Source organism: Dehalococcoidia bacterium, assembly GCA_030648205.1.
Classification (GTDB): domain Bacteria; phylum Chloroflexota; class Dehalococcoidia; order JAUSIH01; family JAUSIH01; genus JAUSIH01.
The window spans coordinates 15,365-39,499 of record JAUSIH010000041.1; the positions used below are offsets into that span (position 1 = coordinate 15,365).

Below are 24,135 nucleotides of genomic sequence, written 5' to 3' on the forward strand. Positions count from 1 at the left end.
CAACTGGCGTGCAATGGCGCGACTGCGGCGCACGTGAGCGCCGTGTCATTCCGAGCGCAGCGAGGAATCTCCCTGGACGCTGCGGCGGGAGACCCCTCGTTTCACTCGGGGTGACAGCGCGGCGTACCTCTCCTCTTTCCTCCCCTCTCCGTATTACGGAGAGGGGATAGAGGGGTGAGGTTCTGACCGTTGCGCGGATAAGTGCCGCTATGCCCTTACAAGGTCTCGGCAGCACATGCCGCGCGGCTCGGAGGCGAGAGGCCGTGTTGCGGGCGCCTCCCCACTGTGCTAGATTCTGCACCAGATCGTCATGCGCGGCCTTCAGGCTGACGCTGCACGATGGACAGGAGACGAACGTGGCGTTAGACATCAAGCCCGGCAATATTGTGGCGGTGCTGTCAGGCAAGGCGAAGGCGACGACGTCAGAGGCGTGGTCGCGCGCGCTGGACACGGTCTGGCCGCAGCAGCAGGCGGTCCTCCGTGCGCAGAAGGGTTTCATTGACTGCAAGGCGCTCTGGAACATTGAGAACAACCAGGAGATACTCGTCCTGGCGTACTGGAACTCGCTGGTGGAGCGCCTGGCCTACGAGAAGTCCGCGGCGGCGAGGCCGCGCGCTCTTATGGAGACGACGCTCCAGGGGCCTCCCCCGCGTCCCAAGTTCGAGGTGCTCCAGTCGCGCGGCGCGGGTCTTGACAGAATCAAGGAAGGGCATATCGTCGCCATCATGTCCGCCAAGTCCCGTGCTCCGACGCGGGACGAGTACGCGCGGGAGATAGCCCGCATCTGGGACAAGGCAACGCGGCCTTTGGAAACGCAGAAGGGTTTTCTGTCCGCTCAGGTGCTCTACAACATCGAGGGCACGCGCTTGGCCCACGTCATGGGCTTCTGGGCGACCCTGGAACAGCGACTCGCCTATGAGGGGAGCATCTCCCGGCAGGTGCGCGGTCCGTTCGAGAGCATCACGGAGTCGCCTTATCCCCGGCCGAAGTACGTGGTCGTCAAGTCCATGTAGCGTGGTCGTTCACCGTCAGGCTGTGTCTCCCATGTCCCGCACACAACGGACAAAGGCTCCGGCTGTCATTCTTGTGCATGGCGGCGTTGGCTCACCGCTCTCATGGCAGGACGGCTGCCAGAGGGCCGTCGAGGCCGCGCGCGTCGTCCTCCAGCGCACGGGCGACGCCCTCGCCTCCGCCGTGGAGGCGGTGCGCGTCATGGAGGACGACGGACGCTTCAACGCAGGCTGCGGCTCCAGCTTGCGCCTGGACGGCAAGACCGTGGAGATGGACGCCGCGGTCATGGACTCTCGCGGCAAGCTGGGCGCCGTCGCCGTTGTCAGCAATGTCAAGAACCCGGTGCTGGTGGCCCGCGCCGTGGCGGACACACCGCATGTCGCGGTGGCGGGCCAGGGCGCGACAGCGCTGGCCCGAGGGCTGGGGCTATCCGGGGCCTTTCGCGTTTCCAGCTTCGCTCGGGAGCGCTGGCGATGGTGGCAGGGCGCGCTTCAGCGACGCCGCGCCGGCGAGGTTCCCGAGGCCTGGCGCGGCTTCGATTTGCGGCGACATTGGAACTTCCCTGGGCCGTATGCCGCTCTGTTTCAGCCGCTGGATACCGTCGGCGTGGTGGTGCGCGCGCCGGACGGCGGCTTTGCCGTTGCCTCGTCCACAGGCGGGGCCAGCCCCATGCTGCGGGGCCGCGTGGGCGACGTGCCTTTCATAGGCTGCGGCTTTTACGCCGGGCAGAGCGGCGCGGTGGCCGTCACCGGCGTCGGCGAAGAGATTATCCGGCGCATGCTGGCCCGCGTCGTGTATGACCGCATCGTCGCGGGGGCCGCGCCGCAGGCCGCGTGCGAGGAGGGCGTTGCCCTGCTGTCGGAAGAGGTGGCCGTGGGGGCGATCGCGGTGTCGGCCACGGGGCAGGGCATCGCCGCGAACCGGGAGATGGCCTGCGCCGACGTGGCGTTTCCGGTAACTGTGTCGAAAGCACGGGGAACTCGCCGATAAGCGGAACGCGGAGGAGAGGTACCCGGCCTCGGCGGACAGCGCGCCGCGAGTGCTACGGAGTGGCCGGGGGGTTGGGGTGGGAGTCGCGCACGCTGCCGACCATTTCGCTCATCACTGACGCAAGGTAGCGGACGGCGGCGATGGTCTGGCGGTATTGCATGCGGGTCGGTCCCAGGATGCCGATAGCTCCGCCGGTCTCGCCTTCCCCGTACCGCGCCACGATGATGGAGCACGGACGCAGGGCCTGCTCATGATTCTCCGCGCCGATGACGATGCAGAAGTCCTGGTCACTTGGCGCGCTCTCCCAAAGGGAGGCCAGTGTCTTCTGGTCTTCAAAGGCTTCGACGAGGGCGCGCGCCATGTGGGCGTTGGCGAACTCCGGCTGGCTGAGCACGTGGCGCATTCCGGCAGTCACCGTCTCCTCATAGGAGCGCGCTTCCTCCGCCCGCATGAGAAGTAGTACGGCGTCCACCACCTGCTCCTCTCGCTCAGGCAGGCCCTTCGCCGCTGCGGCGACCTCCTGAAGGGATTTCCCGCAGAGCCGCTCGGTGAGCCGGTGGCCGAGGGCCATGAGGGCGTCCTGCGCGCTGGCCTCCTTGAACTTGATTACCTGCCGCCGAATCTTCGCCCCCTGCAGGACCAGCACCAGGAGTGCCGACGGGGCGTCCAGCTCGACCAGCTCCACGTGTTTGAGCCGCACCTGTGACGTACTGTGCGGCCGAGCGAACGCCAGGTTACGCGCCAGGTTGGAGAGGACGCTGGCGGAAATCCGGGTCCAGGCCTCTGGGCTTTGCTCCACGGGGTTGAACTGGCTGCGGACCAGGCGCTGGGCTTCGGGGGCCAGGACGGGGTCGCCCAGCATGACTTCAACGTAATAACGATAGCCCTTGTCCGCGGGAACGCTGCCCGCCGAGGTGTGAGGCCGCACGATATAGCCGGCTTCCTCCAGGGTGGCCATCTCGTTGCGGACGGTGGCCGGGCTGACTCCGAGGTCGTGTTTGAGCACAACGCTTTGCGAGGCTACCGGGGTAGCTGTCTGGACATACTCAGCTACAATGATCTTCAGGACGATTTCCTGACGTGATGTAAGCATAGCTGCCTCGCAAGCGACGCAGAAGCGTCGTTCCGGGAAGGTCTTCCCTCAGGGGGAAATGTAGCACCTGGTTTTCCAGCCTGTCAAGCGTGACGCGGGGATGCCGTTGACAGCGTTCGCGGGGCGTCTCTATAATAACACTATCAGTCTCTGGGTGTCTCAATGCTTTTCGGCTGCTCCGCGATGATATCGTCTATGGCATGGTTGCCGATATACAGGGTTTATCCGCGCGGGGAGCGCGAGGCCGGGTTAACTTCTCACCTCTCGTCCCGTTCGGCGCTCAAGCTGTACGTGCCATTGTGACAGAGCGAGTGTATAAAGAGTAGATGAAGCGAGAACAGGCAACGTCGCCGCGGGTGTCTCCCTTGTTATCAGGGAGACCGAGGGCTAGATGACCAAGTACCTCTTTGTGACGGGTGGCGTCGTAAGCTCCGTGGGCAAGGGCGTCACCGTCGCATCCCTGGGACGGCTCCTGAAAAGTCGTGGCATCTCTGTCTCCGTTCAAAAGCTCGATCCCTACCTCAACGTTGATCCAGGCACCATGTCCCCCTATCAACACGGCGAGGTGTTTGTCACCGCCGACGGGGCGGAGACGGACCTGGACCTGGGCCACTACGAGCGCTTTATTGACGTGAACCTCACCCATCTGTCCAACGTGACTGCGGGCGGCATCTACCGCTCCGTCATCGAGAAGGAGCGGCGCGGCGACTATCTGGGAGGCACTATTCAGGTCGTGCCGCACGTGACCAACGAGATAAAGGAGCGCATAAAGGGGCTCGCTCGGGAGAGCCAGGCGGACGTGGTGGTGGTGGAAGTGGGTGGCACCGTCGGCGACATTGAGGGGTTGCCCTTCTTGGAAGCCATACGGCAGATGCGGGGTGATGTGGGCCGCGACAACGTCCTCTATATTCACGTGACGCTTCTGCCGTATATCTCCACGACCGGCGAGCTCAAGACGAAGCCCACCCAGCACAGCGTCAAAGAGCTACGCAGCCTGGGCATCCAGCCGGACGTCATCGTCCTGCGCAGCGATCACCCCGTGGCTGAGGATGTCAAGACGAAGATAGCCCTGTTCTGCGATGTGGAAAGGAAAGCGGTGGTACCTCTCCTGACAGCACAGACGGTCTATGAGGTGCCCGTCATCCTGGAGGACGCGGGCCTGGGCGACTTCGTCTGCGATGCGCTCAGCCTCAAGGCCAGCGCCCGCGATATGACCGAGTGGCGGGCAATGGTGCAGCGCATCAAGGCGCCGAAGGAGCCGCTGGAGATCGCCATCGTCGGCAAGTACGTGGAGCTGCCGGACGCCTATATGTCCGTGCGAGAAGCCCTCCGCCACGCCGGGCTTTACCACAACAGAGATATTCAGGTACGCTGGGTCCATTCCGAAGAGGTGGAACGCACCGGGCCGGAGAGTCACCTGCGGTCGGTGAGCGGCATCGTCGTGCCGGGCGGGTTCGGCCCGCGTGGCATCGAGGGGAAAATTCAGGCAATCCACTACGCCCGCGAGAACAAAGTGCCGTACTTGGGACTTTGCCTTGGCATGCAGCTCATGGTGATTGAATATGCGCGGGACGTCCTCAACCTGAAGGGCGCCAACTCCACGGAGTTCAACGAGAAGACGCCCTATCCCGTCATTGACCTGATGCCGGAGCAGCGGAGTATTCGGGAAAAGGGTGGGACAATGCGTCTGGGCACGTACCCCTGCCACATGACGCCCGAGACATGGGCCTACAGGGCCTACGGCGAGCCCGTGGTGCATGAGCGCCACCGCCATCGCTTTGAGTTGAACAACGCCTACCGGGAAGCGCTGGAGAAAGCGGGCCTCATTGTCGGGGGCCAGTCGCCGGACCACCGGCTGGTGGAAATCATGGAGGTGACGGGTCATCCCTTCATGGTGGGCGTGCAGTTCCATCCCGAGTTCCTGTCCCGACCCAACAGGCCTCAGCCGTTATTCCGAGAGTTTGTTGGAATGGCGAAGAGCGTTGTTCGTGAAGGCGGGCAGCCGCGACTACCCCTGGAAGCAGCGAACCCCGTCCTGATAGTGCCGGGGCTGGACAGAGCCGTCCGTCCTGTGCTAGAATAGCGAGAGGAAGAATGCACCTCTTCCTGGACACAGCTAACATTGATGAAATCCGCCGCGGCGCCAGCATGGGCGTCATCAGCGGAGTTACCACAAATCCCTCCCTCGTCGCTAAAGAAGGCCGTTCTGACCTCAAGTCCGCGCTCCTCGAAATAGCCTCTGTCGTCAATGGGCCTATCTCCATAGAAGTGATCGCCCAAGACCTTGAAGGCATGATAGGGGAAGCCCGAGAGATAGCGACGTGGCATCCCAACGTAGTGGTCAAGATACCGGTGACAGCTATGGGGCTGGAAGCTATTTCCATCCTCTCGCGCGAGGGCATCAAGATTAATATGACCCTGACCTTCTCCGTCAACCAGGCGCTGCTTGGCGCGCTGGCGGGCGCAACGTACATCAGCCCCTTCGTGGGTCGCCTGGACGACGAAGGACACGACGGGATGGCAATGGTCGCGGAGGTTGCCCAGATATTCAAGCACTATGGACTGGGGACGAAGGTCCTGGCGGCAAGCATCCGGCATCCGCTCCACGTTATCGCGGCGGCCAAGGCGGGAGCGGACATAGCTACCATCCCCTACAAAGTCCTTACCCAGATGGTCCACCACCCGCTGACCGATGTGGGTATTGTGCGCTTCAACGAAGACTGGCAGCGGCTGGTCCGGTCTCGGTAGGCCGGCACACCTCTGTCTTCTGCTACGTGGTTGGCCCGATAGTACGCAATGGGGAGCGAGTGCGCGCCCCGTTCAAGGGAAGTTCTATGCAGAATGAGATAGGCGCCCAGGACATGGAAACCAAGTCCCGAGAGGAACTGGCGGAGATCGCCAGGGAGCTTGGGATTCAGGGCTACGCCACCCTCAAAAAAGAAGACTTGATCTACCGGCTGACCCAGCACGTCCGCACGGAGCAGCCGCCCGCGGTGGCCGCGCCTCCAAACCAGCTCACCCGCGGAGGCGTGCTGGAGATTGTGGACGAAGGCTACGGTTTCCTGCGGACCGACGGGCTGCGTCCCGGCATCCACGATGTCTATGTCTCGCAGTCGCAAATCCGCCGGTTCGGCCTGCGCACGGGGGACAGCGTCACCGGCCAGGTGCGTCCGCCGAAGGAGGGGGAGAAGTACTTCGGCCTCCTGAGGGTGGAAGCGGTCAACAGCCTGGACCCGGAGCAGGCGCGCAGCCGCGCCTACTTCGACGGCCTCACCCCCATTTTCCCGCGCGTTCACCTCAGGCTGGAGACTACCCAGCAGAACATCTCACAGCGCATGATAGACCTGGTCTCTCCCATTGGCCGGGGCCAGCGCGGCCTGATCGTCTCTCCGCCCAAAGCGGGCAAGACCATGCTCCTCAAGCACATCGCCGATGGCATCATCACGAACCACCCTGACAACGTGCACCTCATGATCGCGCTCATCGGCGAGCGTCCCGAGGAAGTGACCGACTGGAAGCGCACCGTCCCCGCGGCGGAGGTGTTCAGCTCCACGTTCGACGAGCCTGTCGAGGACCATACACGCGTCGCGGAGCTGGCCCTGGAGCGCGCCAAGCGCCTGGTGGAGAGCCGGAAGGACGTGGTCATCCTTCTGGACAGCATCACGCGGCTGACCCGCGCCTATAACCTGGTCATGCCGTCCTCCGGGCGCACCCTGTCCGGCGGCATTGACCCTGTCGCCCTGTACCCGCCCAAGCACTTCTTCGGCGCGGCGCGGAACGTGGAGGAGGGTGGGAGCCTCACCATCATCGGCACATGTCTGGTTGACACCGGCAGCCGCATGGACGAGGTCATCTACGAGGAGTTCAAGGGCACGGGCAACATGGAGCTTCACCTGGACCGCAAGCTGGCGGACAAGCGCATCTTCCCAGCCATAGACATCCAGCGCAGCGGTACGCGACGTGAGGAGTTGCTTCTGGAGGAGGGCGTGCTGCAGAAGGTGTGGCTATTGCGCCGCATGGTGGTTGTCATCGGCCAGGACGCCATGCATCCCACGGAAGCGGCGGAGCGCGTCGTTGCGCGCATGGCCAAGACCGCCAACAACGCGGAGTTCCTCGCGACCCTGGGCAAAGCCGAGGTGTAACAGGACTGTAACAACGATGGGCGGAGCGGAAGTCCCGCTCATCCTGAGCCAGTCGAAGGACAAGCTCACCATGATGGTTCGACAAGCTCACCATGAGCGGACGGGGCGCACCGCTCATCCTGAGCCAGTCGAAGGATGAGACGGGCGAGGAATGGCGGGTGGGTATTCTCAGGGATCCGGGCGGAGTGCTAACCTAATCGGAGCGCGGGACGTTGTTAAGGGTGTTGAAGTTGAGTAGCCGCCTTCTGGTGGAGCGCAGTTTTACCAGAGTGGGGCGAATTCAGAAAAAAGCTATTGACAAAGGGTGCGGCATGCGGTATAGTGCGAAACAAATCACAAAATTGTGTCAGACAGGGTTGCCCTATGCGCTCTCATAGGCCTAGGGGAACAACGTACCGCAAGCGGCGGCGCGTTCGCGCGCTTTTTCCGCTTGGCTCAAGCCCTTGACATGTGTTATAATCCGGACAGAGATATCGGGGGGCGAAAGACTGAGCTCGGATAACCCAACAGAGGGGGTTCGACAAAGTAAGGAGGTGACGATTGAGACAACACAGGCAGCTTGAGTAGGGGGAGGGCGGATGTGAACAGCCACGAAAAGTGGGGCTGCCTCTCAAGAGTTGACATATGGGTGGAGGTCCTCCACCGCATGGCTTAAAGGAAAGGACTACATGCTCAATTTCTCACGACACGGCGGAAACTATCACGAGTCCATTGCAAAGGAGGCATAAATGAAAGGAACCACTCCGAGAATCCTCAGTTTCCTCATGGCCCTGGCCCTTCTGGCGAGCACGTTCGCCGCGGTGGCCGGTCCCGTGGGGGTTGCCGAGGCCTCGACGAACAACACGTTCGACGCGGTTAACCCGGCGGTATCCCGGTCGTTCGCCACCGTGGCGGGCGACAACATTCCGTTCTTCATCGCCATCTCTCCCAACTACGCGGCGGACAAGACGCTTTACGCCGCGGTGAGCACGGGCGGCGGCACGACGGGCGCACTCAGCACCACCAAGATCGTGCGCTCCAATGACGGCGGCATAAGCTGGAGCAACGGGCTGAACCCGTTGACCGGCCTCACGGTCGCGACCGACCTGGTGCGCGGGTTGGACGTAGCCTCCAACGGGACGCTCGTCCTTCTTGTCACCGCCAGCGCGGCCAACCCCGCCCTGTACGGGGCGGCGGCGGCGACCACCAACCAGGCGCTGATCTTCCGCTCCACGGACGGCGGCAGCACCTGGACCAACCATAGCGTGAGCGGCGCGGGCGCGCTGCTCGGCACGGCGTCCATCATCGCGGCCTCGGTTACAGGCGCGGTCGGCGCCATTGGCGGCAACCCGGTCGGGTTCGCCGTGGCCCCCAGCTTCGCCAGCAACGGCCAGGTCATCGTGGCGCTGGCGAACGGCAACGTGGCCCGGTATGATCAGAACCGTGCGAACTGGGAGGCCATGGCCTTCAACACGGTTATTACCGGCGCCGCTCTCTCTGTGGCGTTCCATCCCAACTACGCGTCCAACGAGGAAATCTGGACGCTCGGCAACACTGCCGCCGGGCCTACCGCCGTGGTGGCGCGCATTGAGCGCCTCAACGCCGCGGCTGCGGTCGGCGGTACTCTTGACGGCGCTACCAACGCCTGGGACGGCGGTCGCATAAAGTTCGACCGCAGCGGCGTGGTATGGGTCGGCGGCCGCCGTGCGGCTGGCAAGGGCGGCAACATCCTCGAGCTGGTCGGCAGCACGTGGACGAACCGGGGCGCAGGCCTCGGCCTCGGCTGGGGCGCTGGCACGGGCCTGGCTGATGCCGTCAGCGATTTTGCTATCGTGTCCGGCACGGGCAGCACCGCGCGCATCGTCGTCACCCTGTGGAGCCCGGTTACATCGTCTATCTACACACGGCTGACCCGCAGCGGCGGGCAGACCCCCGGCTGGACCTCGACCTTTAGCAAGCAGCCGGGTGACGTTCGCGGCTTGGCGACGGCCGACTATCGGCCTATCGTGGTCGGCCCGGACGGCCTGGTGTGGGTGGGCAACGCGGACAGCGGCACGGTGGGGAACCGCGGCGGGCTGTTCGCGGGCAAGTTCTCTGGCAGCGATTTCAGCTTTGGTCCCATGGGCCTGACGACGGCGACCTTCGCGCCGGCGGGCATCGTTGACCTGGACGCGTCTCCGAACTACGGCACGGACAACACCGTGTCCATCACGACGGACGAGGGCGTCTGGCTCAGCACCAACCTGGGGCCGAGCACCGCCGCGGCGGATATCGGCTGGCGGCTGGCGTTCCCGGCGACTGGACTGGTTGGCATGGCGTTCTCCAACAGCTACGCCAGCGACCGGACCATCTATACAGTCAACAGCGGCACATCCGGGAACAAGGGCTTCCGCTCCTTTGATGGCGGCTTCCTCTGGGAGACCATGAAGACCACGCGGGATGACGGCATGCCCGCCGACTCGGCGGCGTTCCGGAAGATCATCTCGGGCGGGTCAGGCATCCTGTATGCCATCACCGACGACTCGACCAATCCCTTCGCCGTGAGCACGAACCAGGGCGACAACTGGGCCAGCAAGGGCCCGGCGAACGGCCTGAATGCGTCCGATGCGCGTGACGTTGCGGCTCAGGGGGCTACCGTGGCTGTTGGCGTTCGCGCCGGCGGCACGGTCCAGGTCTTTGTCTCCAAGGACACCGGCGCGACGTTCACCCGCGTCGGCACGCGGAACATGGGCGGCGCGGCGGCGGATGTCAGGGTCTTCGTCTCCCCGAACTACGCCACGGACGGCGTGGTGATTGCGGGCGCGAGGGACGCCACTTCTGTCGGCACGGTGGACGTGAGCTACGGTGACCTCTATCGCTCCGTTAAGGATGCGGACTGGGTCCGCATTGACACCAGCTCCAACATCGCCTCGGGCACGGCGGACGTGTCCACCAACGTGCTGCAAGTGGCGGGCACGGCCACGCCCATCAACCGGCTCTACACCATCACCACCACGGGGACGGGCCTGACCGGCACCATCGGCTCCATGAGCAACTACGTGACCGGCGGCGGCGGCGGCAGCGGCGGCGGGTTCCGCGGGCCGTGCTCGTCCGCTGGCGTAGGGACGGCCACCAGCACGTTCTCGGCGGTCACGGGCGCGGGCTGCTCTGCTCCGTCCGGCGCGCTGGCCGTCGTTACGGGCACCCTCATCTCGGTCGGGACGGGCGGCACGGCGCCGGTCCTGTTCGTCTCGCTGGGCGCGGCCAACTGGCTGGCGCGCATCTCCGACCTTGGCGTAACCGCGCCTACCCTGAGTTCCCCCGTTGACGCCAGGGGCTTCGTTCAGGACCCGGTTGGCACGGCATACAACGACATCAGCCTCCGGTGGAACTCGGTCAGCGGCATGGACGCCGGCGCGGCGTACGAAGTGGACGTCTCTGAAGACCCCGCGTTCCCGAGCTTTGGTTCCACCATCCGCGGTCGGAACATGATTATCGGCAACACCACGTCCTGGACCTACAACACCACTCTTGTTGACGTGCAAATGCCCACGCTCGAGCGTGGCAAGAAGTACTACTGGCGCGTGCGCGTCGGCGACGGCGCGTTCTCGGCGGTGCGGAGCTTCAGCTTTGATATGCTGCGGCCTATCCTCTCCCGCCCGGACAACGGCACGGACGTCAACAGCCTGAACGTGTTCTTCGCCTGGAAGTCCACGGGTATCGGCGCAGCCGGTACGGAAACCAGCATCGAGGCTGACCGCACGGCATTCGAGCTCACCACCGATGTGAACTTCGCGGCGGCCAAGACCAAGAGGGTCGAGTTCGAATCGCTGGCTCTGGCCTACGAGGTTGAAGCGCCTCTGGTCGCCAATACAACCTACTACTGGCGCGTTCAGGGTGGGAAGATCCGCACGGACGCCAAGGGCGTAACTTCCACCATCTGGGGCGCGTTCGGTGGCCCTTACTCGTTCCGGACGCCTCCCGCGGCGGTAACGCCTCCGCCTGTCGGCACAGTCCCTGGTACGGGCACGCCGAGCAGCGCCAATGTGGCGGCTGCGTTCGCGTCCGTGGCGACCAAGATCGCCGTTATTTGGAGCTTCGATGAGAAGACGCAGTCGTGGAGCAAGTACGACCCGAAGGCGCCGCCGTTCGCTAACTCGTTTAGCACCCTGACGCCGTATGGCGTGGTGCTTATCATCGCGACGGACAACATCGCTGCTTTCCAGCTCGGCTCGGTGAAGTTCGACCTGGTAAAGGGCAACAACTACAAGCCGTACATTCCGTAACCCGGTCAGAACTCAGGGAGGGGTGGCCCCAGGGCGGGGCCACCCCTCCAGCGCAAACCTCTGGAATGTTTGCCCTAGGCCCTCCGGGTGAGGGCGTAAATCCCAAGACAGGAGGGAAATGGAGAGCATGGTCAAGTATCTGGTACTCATGAGCCTTATGGTCGCCCTCCTCCTCGCTCTGCCCCTGACGGCGGCGGCCCAGTCGCTTCCGCCATCGGGCTTCTATGGTGAGGTCACGTCCGGCGGGGCCGTCGTGAAGGATGGCACGGTCATTGATGTCTCCGTGGACGGCAAGAAGGTGACGTCCGTGAAGACCCTAACCTACCAGGCCAAGTCCGTGTACAACGCGGACGTGGTAGGCGACGCTTCGCTGACCGGCAAGAAGGTGGAGTTCAGCGTCGGCACGCTGAAGGCCACTCAGACGGGCACGTGGGCGTCGGGTTCCAACGTGGCGTTGAACCTGGCCTTCGCGGCGCTTCCCGCGACAGGCGACGAGCAGGTCCCCGCGCTCATCGGCATGGCGCTTATGCTCGGTCTTGTGAGCGTAGGCTTCGGCACGATGATGCTCCGTCGGTCGCACGCCTAAGTTTCAACTGGTACCAAGGGCAGGGAATGGCCCCGATGAATCGGGGCCATTCCTTTTTGCATTTGTAGCGTTATAATACGCAGAGAGCGGGCTCCCGTTGTCATTCCGAGCAGGGCGAGGAATCTCCTCCCGCGGGGCCTTGCGAGGGAGACCCCTCGTCCTTCGGTTGAAGGACTCGGGGTGACAGACTGTGGGTGTCATTCCGAGCAGAGCGAGGAATCTCCCAACGCGGGGTCTTGCGAGGGAGGACCCCTCGTCCTTCGGTTGAAGGACTCGGGGTGACAGATTGTGGGTGTCATTCCGAGCAAGGGCGAGGAATCTCTCGGCGACTGACGCGGTCCATAGCATGAGCGAGTACTACGTCTATATGCTAGCGAACGTCTCTGGAACGCTGTATGTAGGCGTCACCAGTGATCTACATCGGAGAGTGTTCCAGCACAGGCAAAAGCTCGTCGAAGGGTTCACAAGGAAGTACAATGTCACGATGTTGGTTTACTTCGAGACGACCAATGACGTAGGGTCTGCGATAACTCGTGAGAAGCAGATCAAGAGCTGGCGAAGAAGCAAGAAGATAGCTTTGGTTGAGTCTTTGAACCCTGAGTGGCGAGACTTGAGCGCAGGATGGTACGAGACCAGGAGAGACCCCGCGCTGCGCTCGGGGTGACAGTTATTTACTTAGGGTAGCAGCTAAAACAAGGAGAGACTAACATGTATCCAGGAGGCGTTTCATGAAGCGGCGTTGGGGGCATTCGTTCCGGATTGTTTTCGCTCTTGCGCTGGCTTTGGGTGTCGCCGCGCCGCTTGCCAGGCGGGCGGAGGCCGCCACCAACGGGACCTGGGACGACGTGATTCTGGGCAGCTCCAACAGCTTCGCGGGGCTGGTTACGGTAAACAACCACGTTCGCTTTCTGGCGGTCTCCCCAAACTACGCGGCGGATAAGACGGTCTATGCCGTTGTGAGCAAGGTGGACGGCTTGGGCGGCACCGGCGCAGACAACGGCGAGGCGCGGAACGTGAAGGTGACGCGCTCCTCTGACGCAGGCCAGTCGTGGACCGCGGGCATCCTGGTCAACACTTTCAGCGCCGTGGGCACCGACGTTGTGACGGGGCTGGCGGTGGGTGATAACGGCTACGTGGTGCTGCTGACGGTGGCCGGAACGGTGGGCGGCACAGGCCGGGCGTTCCTTTCCACCAATCGGGGCGACAGCTTTGTGCAGTACGGGCCGGACCTGGCGTTCGCCGCCGCGAACGGCCCGTTTGCGCTGGCGCCGAACTTCTCGGCGACCGGCCAGATGCTTGTGGGGACGGATACGGGGGCCGTGGCCTCCGCCTCCCTTTATGACCAGGCTCGGAACGCCTGGAGTGACGTGGGTCTGGGACTGACTGGCGTTGCCCCGACCAAGGACGGCGTGGTGGCGGTCGCGTTTTCTCCGGATTACGTGAATGCGAGCACCGGCGTGCTCTACGCGGTTGGCCTGGTAGGGGCGCCCATGCGGGTGCGCGCCAAGCGCGGGCTGAACGCGCCCGTGGACGTTGCGACGCTCCTTGCGCCCACGGCCTACGAACGCGGGTACCTCCGCTTTGACCGGGGTGGCTACCTGTACTTTGGAGGGAGCCGCGCAGGCGGGACAGCGGGCGATATTGAGCGGGTGGACCCGCGCACCCTGAATGTGGTGCTCTCGCTGGGCTACACGGCTCCGGTCAGCGACTTCGCCATCGTCTCCGGGCAGGGGACGAACGCGCGCATTGCGGTGACAAATCTTGTAACGGCGTTGGCTACATCGCCCATCGTGCGCTGGTCGCGGACCGGGGGCGTGATAAGTGGAGCGGGCCTGTGGGAAAGCCCGGAGGTGGATATCACGGGGGCGGACACCACCGCCAATGTGCTGAAGCCGGTGGCAGTCGCGCAGGACGGCACGGTGTTCGTCGGAAACGCGGACAAGGGGACAAACGACCGGGGCGGCATATTTCGCGGGAAGATCGTGGACAACAAGCTCAAGTTTACGCACGTGGGACTGAGCACCGCGACGGCTGCCTCCGTCAACACGGCGCTCAGCGGCATCGTCGCGTCGCCCAACTACGCCAGGGACCGCACCTTCTTCGCGTCCACGGATGAAGGGCTTATGCGCTCCTCGGCTCTGACGGGGACAATTGCGAGTGAAGTGATCGGCTGGTCCACGGTGCTCGTCAAGCCGGACCTCACCAATACGGGCGTCCCTAATACGAACATCGTGTTTGATAAGGTGGTCTTTTCTCCCACCTACGCCACCGATAACACGCTTTACGTGTTTGACCGCGACACGCTCCATGCATGGGTGTCCCAGGACGGCGGCGATACCTGGAAGAAGCTGATAATTAACGCAACAGTCGGTTGGCCGGGGCAGAATGCGGCGATCAAGGACATGGCTGTGTTGAGCCCCACCAGCGCCATTGCGCTCACCAACGACATGGTGCAGGCGCTCGCGGTAACTCAGGACCTGGGCGACAACTGGACGGCCAGCGGACAGGCGCAGGGCCTGAAGCTGGACTCCACCGAGTCCCTGGCGGTTTCCGGAGCTACTTACGTCGTCTCCGGGTGGGCTGGTACGCAGGTGCGCGTGTTTATCTCCAGGGACAGCGGCAAGACGTGGGCGCGCCTGGGCGGCAACGATGTGGGCAGCCTAGGGGCGACGCCGCGCGTTGTGCTATCGCCGGACTACGGGACAGATGGCGTCGTTCTGCTGGCCGTCCGCGACTCCGCGGGCGGGACCGCGGGCGACCTGTACCGGTCGGTCCAGGGCGGCGACTGGGAGCGGATAAACGTGGACCAGACTCCAGACCCCACGGGTGTGGCGCAGGTGCTCCCCGTTCCTCGGCCCGGTGCCAGGAGCGCGTACGTGCTGACCGACGAGGCGGCGGGCAACCCGCCGCGGCGGGTGATTGACTACATGGCCTCGAACGTGCTGGCGCCGCCCATGCAGTTCAGCGACAACAACAGCGACGCCAACCCTGTGGCAGCCGGACTGTGGCAGGGCGGTCATGGCCAACTCTCCGTGCGACTACAGGGCATCGCCGTCGGCAACGACGCCACTCCGCTGGTGCTGGTGGCCGTCGCGAGCGGCGCGCCGTCCCTGCGCCGCCTCACGGACATCGGCGCGACCCAGATAGTCGGCGTCTCCCCGAAGGACGCCACCGCGAGCGACATCATCCGTCCGACCTTCTCGTGGGTTGGCCTGCCGGGCATGGTCCGCGCGTCTCCCGAATACCAGCTCCAGTACAGCAAAGACCCGTCCTTTCCTTCGACGGGCGGCAACGCAGTCACCGAGCTCTGGCTGAACGGCGAGACGACGAGCTACGTCATTCCTTCAACGACGACAAGCTCTGGCCTGGACAGGGGCTTTGCCTACTACTGGCGCGTGCGGGTGCAGAACGGAGTCTGGTCCGCCACCTACCGATTCGCTGTGTTGGACAAGTCAGCCCTCTCTCAGCCGGAGAATGGCAGGACCGTGACCGCTATCCGGCCTACGCTCGCCTGGACGGCTGTGACGGGGGCCACCAGATACCAGCTTCAGGTGAGCAGGGACGTACGCTTTCAAACGGATGTGATGGACAGGCCGTTCGACCAGCCGGCGCTCTCCTGGTTCTCCAACGAGGACCTGACAGGCAACACGCTCTATTACTGGCGCGTGCGCGCGGGCACCGCGGATACGTGGGGCGACTGGACCGATCCCTTTGCATTTCTGACTCCGCGCGGCGCCACTAGTCCATCGCCTCAGCCCGCGCCCATTCCATCGCCGGCGCCATCACCCGCGCCCGCTCCGTCGCCGAGCACCGGCGCGTTGCCCGCGCCCACGGCGGCCGCCACGGTCCCCGTAAGCTCGGGTTTCATCTCCATCGCGGGGAAGTACAAGGTGGTGTGGACGTTCGACGGGCAGTCGCAGTCTTTCAAGAAGTTCGACCCGAACGCGCCTCCGTTCGCCAACACCTTCAGCGATCTGCGGCCCGGCATGGGGCTGTGGATCGAGGCCACGGAGGATACCAACCTTATCTGGGGTCAGAACACCTACAAGCTGTACAAGGGGTCCAACCTCATCGGCTGGCTGCCGTAGCAGAGGGGCGAGTGTGCATGGCGCGTGACGCGTCGGAAGGCCGGCAGGTGGAGGCCAGAGCCTCACCTGCCGGCCTGTCATGGTACTGGCGGACCTAGGAGCGGGGGAGTACTACGAGCTGGGCGGTCATGGAAGGCTGGTGCGCCGCGCACACGATGTTGAAGATGCCCGCCTTGTCAGCTTTGAAGTTCACCCGGGTCACCTGACCGCGCAGGACGTTGAATTTGACATCATAGCCCTGGATGACTGAGGGGTGCTCTTTGCCGTTGATGCCGATAATCTCCAGCGTGACATCATCTCCCTGGTTCACCGTCAGGTTGTTGGGGAGCCAGCGGTATGTGGACACCTCCCACACGCCGTCCTTGTTGGGGGCGTTCAGTTTATAGCCGCCGCCCTGAGGCAGCGAGGTCGTGGGGAACGGCTCACTAGCCGTTGTTGTTGAACCCTTCGGCTCTATGGCCGCCATGTGAACAGTGCGCTGAGCTGGCTGCATGGCGGCTGTCGGAGTCGCTGATGTGCAGGCTGCCGACAGGGCCGCGGCGCTGAGCGCGAGCGCAACCACGGCGATAAGTTTGGACTTCCGGTGTAACATTGTGTGCCTCCTTCTCTCAATTCACGACCGTTCCGCTTGCTTCAATTACACCGTCCATGTGGTCGGTCAGCAACGGGCGGTCGTCTCATCTTCCCCGAGGCTTTGGTCGCACGCCTACCCGACTTTGGTCGCATGTCCCTTCTTGCGTGGGGGAAGTATGATACAGGTGCGGCGTTGTCCTGGAGGCGTGCTATGTTGGTACGGGTAAAGGATTCTCTGCGGATTCCGAGTCTGGCCCAGCAGTTCATGGCGGCCAGTCTGGTCGTACTGGTAGCCGGGATGCTTGTTATTGGCTGGTGGGTAGGGCGGCAGATTGAGGCAGGCGTGGTGAGCCAGACCGCGGGGACGACCGCGCTGTATGTGGACAGCTTCATCACGCCCCATCTCCAGGACTTGGCGCAGACGAATGCTCTGGCGCCGGAGGGCGTGGCGCAGTTGAGCAGGCTTCTACAGGAGACCCCGCTCGGCCAGAGGGTGGTAGCGTTCAAAGTCTGGGATGCCAGCGGTCGCATTCTGTACAGCACCAGCCCCTCCAACATCGGTCATGTCTTTCCCGTTCGGGGAGGGCTGGCCCGCGCCTGGCAAGGCGAGGTGAGCACGCACGTGAGCGATCTGCGGGACGAGGAAAACGCCTCCGAGCGGGAACGCTGGTCGCGCCTCCTTGAGACCTACAGCCCCGTACGTCTCGCGGGCACCAACCGGGTCATAGCTGTAGCGGAGTTTTATCAGGTAGTGGACGACCTTCAGAAGGATGTGCTTGCAGCCCAGCTACGGAGCTGGCTTGTCGTCGGCGCGGCCACGCTGGCAATGTACCTGCTGCTGGCGGGAATCGTGCGCCGCGGCAGCGACACCATCGTGCGCCAGCAGGCTGAATTGAGTGACAAAGTGGAGAAGCTGACGGACCTGTTGCGGCAGAACGCGGAACTGCACGAGCGCGTGCGTCGTGCCGCCACGCGCACGACCGCGCTTAACGAGCGTTTCCTCCGGCGGGTCAGCGCGGAGTTGCACGACGGTCCGGCCCAGGACCTTGGCCTCGCCCTTCTGCGGATGGACGGCGTGATGGCGCGTTGCGCGGCGTGTCCCATCCCTGGTGGTGAGGGACGCAAGGTGTCCGTTGATCTGGGTGTCGTGCAAACCTCGCTGGGCCGTGCGCTCCAGGAGGTCCGAGCCATCTCCACGGGGCTGCGTCTGCCGGAGCTCGGCGAGCTGACGCTTGCGGAGACCCTGGCGCGCGTTGTGCGTGATCACGAACGGCGGACGAATTCCACGGTCGTGCTGAGAGCTGATAAACTTCCGGAGCAGGCTCCGTTGCCTGTCAAGATCACTGTGTACAGGCTTGTGCAGGAGGCGCTCAACAACGCCTATCGTCACGGGGGCGGTGCTGGCCAGCAGGTACAGGCGGAAGCCCCAGACCGGTACCTGCGCGTCCATGTGCTTGACGATGGGCCGGGGTTTGACTGGCCGCAGATGGCCGGGAGAGAGGACCATCTGGGCCTTACAGGAATGAAGGAGAGAGTGGAGAGTCTGGGAGGGTTGTTCCAGGTGAAGACGGGGCTGGGAAAAGGAACGCGCGTCACGGCCTGGTTGCCCATTGACCTGCCGGTGGACGAGTATGAGTGATAAGGTACACATCGTCATCGTGGACGATCACCCGCTCTTCCGCGAAGGCGTGGCGCACACATTGCAGGCGGAGCCTGACCTGGAAGTCGTCGGCCAGGGAGCGACGGCGGAGGACGCGGTACGCCTTGTGCGGGACCACCTGCCGGATATCCTCCTTCTGGATATTGGTATTCCCGGGGGAGGTCTCCACGCGGCGCGAAGCGTCGGCGCGGCGTATCCCGTGACTCGCATTGTCATGTTGACGGTCTCCGCGGAAGAGGACGACGTGCTGGCGGCGTTCAAGGCGGGGGCGCGGGCCTATGTCCTCAAAGGGGTGTCGGCCAGGGACCTGATCAGCATCCTGCGCGCCGTTTCAGGCGGCGAGGTCTATGTGACGCCGACTCTGGCGGCGAACCTGCTGCTTGAGATGACGAGCTCTTCGTCCGGGCCCCGTCAGGCGATAGCGCCGTTCGATGAGCTGTCGGAGCGGGAGCGTCAGGTACTTGAGCTTGTGGCGGCGGGTCAGAGCAACAAGGAGATCGGCCAGCATCTGCATCTCAGCGAGAAGACTGTCAAGCACTATATGACTAACATTCTGCAAAAGCTCCAGGTGCGCAACCGCGTGGAGGCCGCCTTGCTGGCTCAGCGAGTTGCACGGAGAGACCCCAGAGCGTAAGAGTCCGCCAGTCCCGTGAAAACCGCCGAGGCTATGACACGCGGAGCGAGGTCCAGGTGGGGCGAGCACGAGGGGAGAAGGGAATCAAAGAATGGTGGAGATAGCGGGATTCGAACCCGCGACCTCTGCGATGCGAACGCAGCGCTCTCCCAGCTGAGCTATATCCCCACAGCCTCAGTATGCCAGCGTTTTACGACTGCGTCAACCTTCGTACCGCATGCCCAGGAGCAAAGACGGACATAGCTGCTCCATAGCCGATGCCTGCTCCGTCACGGTCAGATTGGTGTGCAGCGGCGTGATGGAGACGCGGTTCTGGCGGATGGCCCAGATATCGGAGCCGTCCTCGGTGGCCCACTCGGGCTTGCCGCGCCGTATCCAGTACCACCGCCGCTTGCCGTCGTACCCTTCCTGAATGATGTCCACGTACGAGCGCGTCCCCAGCCGGGTCGCTGACACTCCCTCCAGCTTTTCCAACGGTAGGTTGGGCAGGTTCACGTTCAGGAGCAGCGGACGGGGCAGCCCGCCGGAGGCCGCCTTGACCGCCAGAAGGCGGGCCAGCTTGGCCGCCGGCTCAAAGTTGACGTCATGGAGGGAGGTCACGGACATGGCTATGGCGGGCACGCCACGAAAGTACGCCTGGAAGGCGGCGCCCAGCGTGCCGGAGACGGCGATGTCGTTGCCCAGGTTCGCGCCCTCGTTGATGCCGGAGACGACCATGTCCACGCCGCCCGGCATGAGCGACTCCAGCGCCAGGATGACGCTGTCGCCGGGCGTACCTTCAACGGCGTAGGTGGTGATACCCGGCACTTGCGGAACGATGGTGCTCACCCGTACCGGTGTGTGCAGGCTGACCGCCGTACCGACGCCGCTCTGCTCCCTGTCGGGCGCGCACACCGTCACCTCGGCCACCTGGCTCAGCGACTCGGCCAGCGCCCAGAGGCCGCGCGCGTAGATGCCGTCGTCATTTGTGACCAGTATCTTCACGTTGATACTCTCCCGCGTAGCAGCATAACACCGGGGCGACGCCTCATAGTATTATACTCTGTGCTTTTCACGCTCCTGGTCGGTCTGTTCGCGGACGCTCTGGGCTTCCGCCCGCCCGCGCGTCGAGTGATGGCGGGCACGGCCTGCCGCGGCAATAGCGAAGGGCCGCGTGACACCTGCGCGCGGCCCTTCGGCATGCCCAACCAATAAAGGGAGCTAGAGCGCCTTTTCGCCCCGCTCGCCGGTGCGGACCCGAATCACGTCGGACACGGGCAGAACGAAGATCTTGCCATCGCCGATCTGCCCTGTCTGGGCCGCCTTGATAACGACCTCTATGACCTTCTCCGCGTCGCTGTCCTTGACCACCGTTTCTATCTTCACCTTGGGTAGCATGTCCACGGACACCTTCTCGGCGCCGCGGCCCTGGTAGACGATGCCCCGTTGTACTCCACGCCCGGTCACGTGCACCACGTTGAGGCCCACGAAACCTGCGGCGGCCAGGGCGTTCTTCACGTCGTCCAGCTTCTCCGGACGGATGATGGCTTCGATTTTCTTCACTGGACGCATCCTCCCTGTTGTAGTAGGCTTTCCATCTGGCTAGTCACTGTACGCCGGCTCCCCATGCTGGGACATGTCCAGACCTCGCGCTTCTTCCTTGTCGGACACGCGCAGGCCCATGACGGCGTCCAGCACCTTCAGGATAATCCAGGTCATGACAAATGAGAAGACCCAGGTCGCCACGACAGCCAGAATCTGGATGAGGAACTGCTGGGGGTTGCCGTAGAACAGGCCATCAGCGCCGCCGGGGTTGACGAGCTTCGTCGCGAAGAGGCCGGTCGCCAGCGCGCCCCACGTCCCACCGACGCCGTGGCAGCCCCAGACATCCAGAGAGTCATCCAGCTTCCACCGCGCGCGCAGGCGGCATGCGAGGAAGCAGAAGACGCCCGCGCCCAGCCCGATGATGATGGCGGCCATGGGCGTCACAAAACCGGAGGCGGGTGTGATAGCGACCAGGCCGACGACAGCCCCGGTGGCGGCGCCCACAACACTCGGCTTCCCGCCGAAAACCCAGGTCATGGTCATCCAGGTGAGCGCCGCCATGGCCGCGGCCGTGTTGGTCACGACGAAGGCGCTGGTTGCCAGTCCGCCGGCTGTCAGGGCGCTACCCGCGTTGAAGCCGAACCATCCGAACCACAGGAGTCCCGCGCCCAGCACTATGTAAGGGACATTGTGGGGCTCCATGGGTTCTTTCCCGAATCCCAGTCGTTTCCCGAAGACAAAGGCTGCCGCCAGCGCCGCGACGCCAGAGCTGATGTGCACCACCGTGCCGCCCGCGAAGTCCAGGGCGCCCAGGCCGCGTAGCCATCCGCCCGTGCCCCAGACCCAGTGGGCCATCGGGGCGTAGACCAGCGTGGCCCAGAGAACGATGAAGACAAGGAACGTCTTGAACTTCATGCGCTCGGCGAAGGCGCCGGTGATCAGCGCAGGGGTGATGATGGCGAACATCATCTGGAACGCCATAAAGGCCTGGTGAGGAATCGTCGCCGCATAGTCCGCGTTCGGCTCAAGCCCCACGCCGTTCAGCCCGAACCACTCCAGCCCGCCGATGATGCCTCCCTTGTCTGGCCCGAACGCCAGGCTGTAGCCCCACAGGACCCACTGGACGCTGATGAGAGCAATGATAATGAAGCTCTGCATGATGGTGCCGAGAACATTCTTGCTCCGGACCATGCCCCCGTAGAAGAACGCCAGCGCGGGAGTCATGACCAGGACCAGCGCGGCGGCCACAAGGACCCACGCTGTATCGCCCGCGTTGACCTCCGCCGCCGACAAGGCCGCCCTCGTCACGGGCCAGGATATGATGGACATATGCGGTCGTTCCTCCTTACTATGAGCAATAATATGCATGGTACATGCCTCACGTTTCGGCGTTGTTACGACGGCGTTACCAGAGTGTAACGGTCTGGATGGCAGAAGCGTTTCCAACGAGTGGGCGCGCTGGGGCCCGTCGCGGGAGAAGGCTATGGGCCGACTGCCGTGAGGATCAGATAGGGCCGCCGAGCATGCTATAATTGCCGTTGCTATGGTCGCCCTGTCCACGTTTGTCTCAGTCATTGGCGGGAGCCAGTGTTCCGCCGAGGCGTATGCTTTGGCCGAGGAGGTCGGCCGCGAACTGGCCCGCCGCGGGGCCGTCGTGGTCTGCGGGGGACTCACGGGCGTCATGGAGGCGGCCTGCAAGGGAGCCAAGTCGGCGGGCGGAACAACCGTCGGCATCATCCCGTCGGGGAGCCACCTGGACGCCAATCCCTGGGTGGACATCCCCATCGTGACGGGCATCGGCTACGCACGGAACGTCATGGTCGTGAAGACGGGACGGGCGGTCATCGCGGTGGACGGCAGCTACGGCACCCTCTCGGAAATCGCGATTGCGCTGGCGGAGGGCATCCCCGTCGTCGGACTGCAGACGTGGACGTTCTCCTATAACAACCACGAGAAGGCGAACAACGCTATTGTCCCCGTCAAAACACCCGCGGAGGCCGTCGAAAGGGCGCTGGCCCTGGCGCAGCAACGGGAGCAGCTTCTGAAAGCACAGAGGACAGGACAATGAGCATCATCGAAAGCGTCACCGCACGGGAGATCCTTGACTCTCGCGGCAATCCGACGATCGAGGTCGAGGTCGAGACCATTGACGGCGCGCGCGGGCGCGCGGCGGTCCCCTCCGGCGCGAGCACCGGCGTCCACGAGGCGCTGGAGCTGCGCGACGGCGACCCCGCGCGCTACGGCGGCAAGGGCGTGCTCCGGGCCGTCGAGAACGTGGAGACGGCCATCGCTGACCGCATCTGCGGCATGCCCGTTTTGGACCAGGCAGCCGTTGACGCCGCGCTCCTCGCCCTGGACGGCACGCCCAACAAGTCCAAGCTGGGCGCCAACGCCATCCTGGGCGCGTCGCTGGCCGTGGCCTACGCCGCCGCCGACCACCTGGCCGTGCCGCTCTATCGCTACCTGGGCGGGCCCAACGCCCGCGTGCTGCCCGTTCCGCAGATGAACATTCTGAACGGCGGCAGGCACGCGGAGAACTCGACGGACTTCCAGGAGTTCATGGTGCTGCCCGTGGGCGCCCGGAGCTTCCGGGACGCTCTGCGCATGGGCGTCGAGGTGTACCAGGCGCTGAAGAAAGTGCTGCACGACCGCAAGCTGAACACGAACGTGGGCGACGAGGGCGGGTTCGCGCCGTCTCTGCCCTCCAACAAGGACGCTGCGGAGGTCATTCTGGCGGCCATCGAGAAGGCGGGCTACCGCCCGGGCCGCGACTGCGTCCTGGGGCTGGACGCCGCCGCGTCCGAGCTGTACAAGAACGGCAAGTACGCCCTCGCGCGGGAGGGCAAGAGCCTCACCAGCACGCAGATGGTGGACCTGTACGCCGACTGGGTGGGCAAGTACCCGCTGGTCAGCATCGAGGACGGGCTGGCGGAGGACGACTGGGACGGCTGGAAGCTGCTGACGAAGCGCCTGGGCCGCAAGGTGCAGTTGGTGGGCGACGACCTGTACGTGACCAACACGAAGCGCCTTGCGAAGGGCATCCGCAGCCGGGCCAGCAACTCCATCCTCATCAAGCTGAACCAGATAGGTACGCTGACCGAGACGCTGGAGGCCGTCCAGATGGCGCAGCGGGCGCGCTGGACCACGGTCATCAGCCATCGCTCCGGCGAGACGGAGGACACCACAATCGCGGACCTGGCGGTGGCGGTGGGCGCCGGGCAGATCAAGACGGGCGCGCCGTGCCGCAGCGAGCGGGTCGCCAAGTACAACCGCCTGCTGCGCATCGAAGCGGAGCTGGGCAAGGCCGCGCGCTACGCCGGGCGGGACGCCTTCACGTACCGGACGGCCTAGTGTCCCGTTTCTGAAATACGCTTACGATTTGTCATTGCGAGGACTCCGGCTTGCCGGAGGACGAAGCAATCTGGAGGAAGGGTGCGCCCCGCAGCCAGATTGCCACGGCCCTCCGGAGCCTGTGGTGAGGAATTCGAACCTTCGGGCCTCGCAATGACTTTGACGGCGAATTTCGGGAACACCACACTGGAATGGGCCACCCCGTTTTAGTGTTGGTGTCTCTGGCGTCAGGCTGCTCT

General features: G+C 64.2%; 19 protein-coding genes and 1 tRNA gene. 14 read left to right on the forward strand and 6 right to left on the reverse strand.

Annotation, left to right across the window (positions count from 1 at the left end):
- Nucleotides 1–356: 356 nt before the first annotated feature.
- Both Q7T26_04835 and Q7T26_04840 read left to right on the forward strand, forming a co-directional pair.
- Nucleotides 357–1,013, forward strand: a complete 657-nt coding sequence (locus Q7T26_04835) for a hypothetical protein (protein MDO8531483.1) — start codon at nt 357–359, stop codon at nt 1,011–1,013.
- 31 nt (nt 1,014–1,044) lie between these two features.
- A complete protein-coding gene (locus Q7T26_04840) occupies nt 1,045–2,001 on the forward strand; it encodes an isoaspartyl peptidase/L-asparaginase (GenBank protein ID MDO8531484.1) in 957 nt (318 codons plus the stop codon).
- A 52-nt stretch (nt 2,002–2,053) separates the two neighbouring features.
- On the opposite strand, the gene hrcA is transcribed toward Q7T26_04840, so the two are convergent.
- Nucleotides 2,054–3,094, reverse strand: coding sequence for a heat-inducible transcriptional repressor HrcA (hrcA, locus tag Q7T26_04845; protein ID MDO8531485.1), 1,041 nt, complete (start codon nt 3,092–3,094; stop codon nt 2,054–2,056).
- A gap of 391 nt (nt 3,095–3,485) precedes the next feature.
- Between hrcA and Q7T26_04850 the strand changes: the two genes are divergently transcribed.
- From Q7T26_04850 to Q7T26_04880, 7 genes are all read left to right on the forward strand, one after another.
- Entirely contained in the window at nt 3,486–5,177 is a 1,692-nt protein-coding gene (locus Q7T26_04850; protein MDO8531486.1) for a CTP synthase, read from the forward strand.
- A gap of 11 nt (nt 5,178–5,188) precedes the next feature.
- A complete protein-coding gene (gene fsa / locus Q7T26_04855; protein MDO8531487.1) occupies nt 5,189–5,842 on the forward strand; it encodes a fructose-6-phosphate aldolase in 654 nt (217 codons plus the stop codon).
- A gap of 86 nt (nt 5,843–5,928) precedes the next feature.
- A complete protein-coding gene (gene rho / locus Q7T26_04860; protein ID MDO8531488.1) occupies nt 5,929–7,236 on the forward strand; it encodes a transcription termination factor Rho in 1,308 nt (435 codons plus the stop codon).
- A 728-nt stretch (nt 7,237–7,964) separates the two neighbouring features.
- Nucleotides 7,965–11,480: a sialidase family protein gene (locus Q7T26_04865; protein MDO8531489.1), complete on the forward strand. Its 3,516-nt coding sequence runs from the start codon at nt 7,965–7,967 to the stop codon at nt 11,478–11,480.
- 127 nt (nt 11,481–11,607) lie between these two features.
- Nucleotides 11,608–12,066: a hypothetical protein gene (locus tag Q7T26_04870; protein MDO8531490.1), complete on the forward strand. Its 459-nt coding sequence runs from the start codon at nt 11,608–11,610 to the stop codon at nt 12,064–12,066.
- Between the two features lie 346 nt (nt 12,067–12,412).
- Nucleotides 12,413–12,730: a GIY-YIG nuclease family protein gene (locus Q7T26_04875; GenBank protein MDO8531491.1), complete on the forward strand. Its 318-nt coding sequence runs from the start codon at nt 12,413–12,415 to the stop codon at nt 12,728–12,730.
- A gap of 64 nt (nt 12,731–12,794) precedes the next feature.
- The gene (locus tag Q7T26_04880) at nt 12,795–16,154 is read left to right on the forward strand and encodes a hypothetical protein (protein MDO8531492.1); all 3,360 of its coding nucleotides are present in this window, start codon (nt 12,795–12,797) and stop codon (nt 16,152–16,154) included.
- A gap of 94 nt (nt 16,155–16,248) precedes the next feature.
- Here the strand turns inward: Q7T26_04880 and Q7T26_04885 are convergent, their stop codons facing one another.
- Complete coding sequence (locus Q7T26_04885; protein MDO8531493.1) at nt 16,249–16,746, reverse strand: hypothetical protein; 498 nt, start codon at nt 16,744–16,746, stop codon at nt 16,249–16,251.
- Nucleotides 16,747–16,938: 192 nt separating this feature from the next.
- On the opposite strand from Q7T26_04885, the gene Q7T26_04890 reads away from it, so the two are divergent.
- The gene (locus Q7T26_04890) at nt 16,939–18,366 is read left to right on the forward strand and encodes a sensor histidine kinase (protein MDO8531494.1); all 1,428 of its coding nucleotides are present in this window, start codon (nt 16,939–16,941) and stop codon (nt 18,364–18,366) included.
- The gene (locus tag Q7T26_04895; protein ID MDO8531495.1) at nt 18,359–19,021 is read left to right on the forward strand and encodes a response regulator transcription factor; all 663 of its coding nucleotides are present in this window, start codon (nt 18,359–18,361) and stop codon (nt 19,019–19,021) included. Before Q7T26_04890 ends, Q7T26_04895 begins: the two co-directional genes overlap by 8 nt.
- 92 nt (nt 19,022–19,113) lie before the next feature.
- Here the strand turns inward: Q7T26_04895 and Q7T26_04900 are convergent.
- Together Q7T26_04900 and surE are read right to left on the reverse strand one after the other, a co-directional pair.
- Nucleotides 19,114–19,189: transfer RNA gene (locus Q7T26_04900), tRNA-Ala, on the reverse strand.
- Between the two features lie 33 nt (nt 19,190–19,222).
- A complete protein-coding gene (gene surE / locus Q7T26_04905) occupies nt 19,223–20,005 on the reverse strand; it encodes a 5'/3'-nucleotidase SurE (protein MDO8531496.1) in 783 nt (260 codons plus the stop codon).
- A 60-nt stretch (nt 20,006–20,065) separates the two neighbouring features.
- Here surE and Q7T26_04910 point away from each other — a divergent pair, with 60 nt between their 5' ends.
- Nucleotides 20,066–20,215, forward strand: coding sequence for a hypothetical protein (locus Q7T26_04910; GenBank protein ID MDO8531497.1), 150 nt, complete (start codon nt 20,066–20,068; stop codon nt 20,213–20,215).
- A 6-nt stretch (nt 20,216–20,221) separates the two neighbouring features.
- Here Q7T26_04910 and Q7T26_04915 read toward each other — a convergent pair whose 3' ends face one another.
- Entirely contained in the window at nt 20,222–20,563 is a 342-nt protein-coding gene (locus tag Q7T26_04915; protein MDO8531498.1) for a P-II family nitrogen regulator, read from the reverse strand.
- A gap of 39 nt (nt 20,564–20,602) precedes the next feature.
- The gene (locus Q7T26_04920; GenBank protein MDO8531499.1) at nt 20,603–21,874 is read right to left on the reverse strand and encodes an ammonium transporter; all 1,272 of its coding nucleotides are present in this window, start codon (nt 21,872–21,874) and stop codon (nt 20,603–20,605) included.
- A gap of 214 nt (nt 21,875–22,088) precedes the next feature.
- Between Q7T26_04920 and Q7T26_04925 the strand changes: the two genes are divergently transcribed.
- Entirely contained in the window at nt 22,089–22,613 is a 525-nt protein-coding gene (locus Q7T26_04925) for a TIGR00725 family protein (GenBank protein ID MDO8531500.1), read from the forward strand.
- Nucleotides 22,610–23,896, forward strand: coding sequence for a phosphopyruvate hydratase (gene eno, locus Q7T26_04930; GenBank protein ID MDO8531501.1), 1,287 nt, complete (start codon nt 22,610–22,612; stop codon nt 23,894–23,896). Before Q7T26_04925 ends, eno begins: the two co-directional genes overlap by 4 nt.
- Nucleotides 23,897–24,135: the final 239 nt, after the last annotated feature.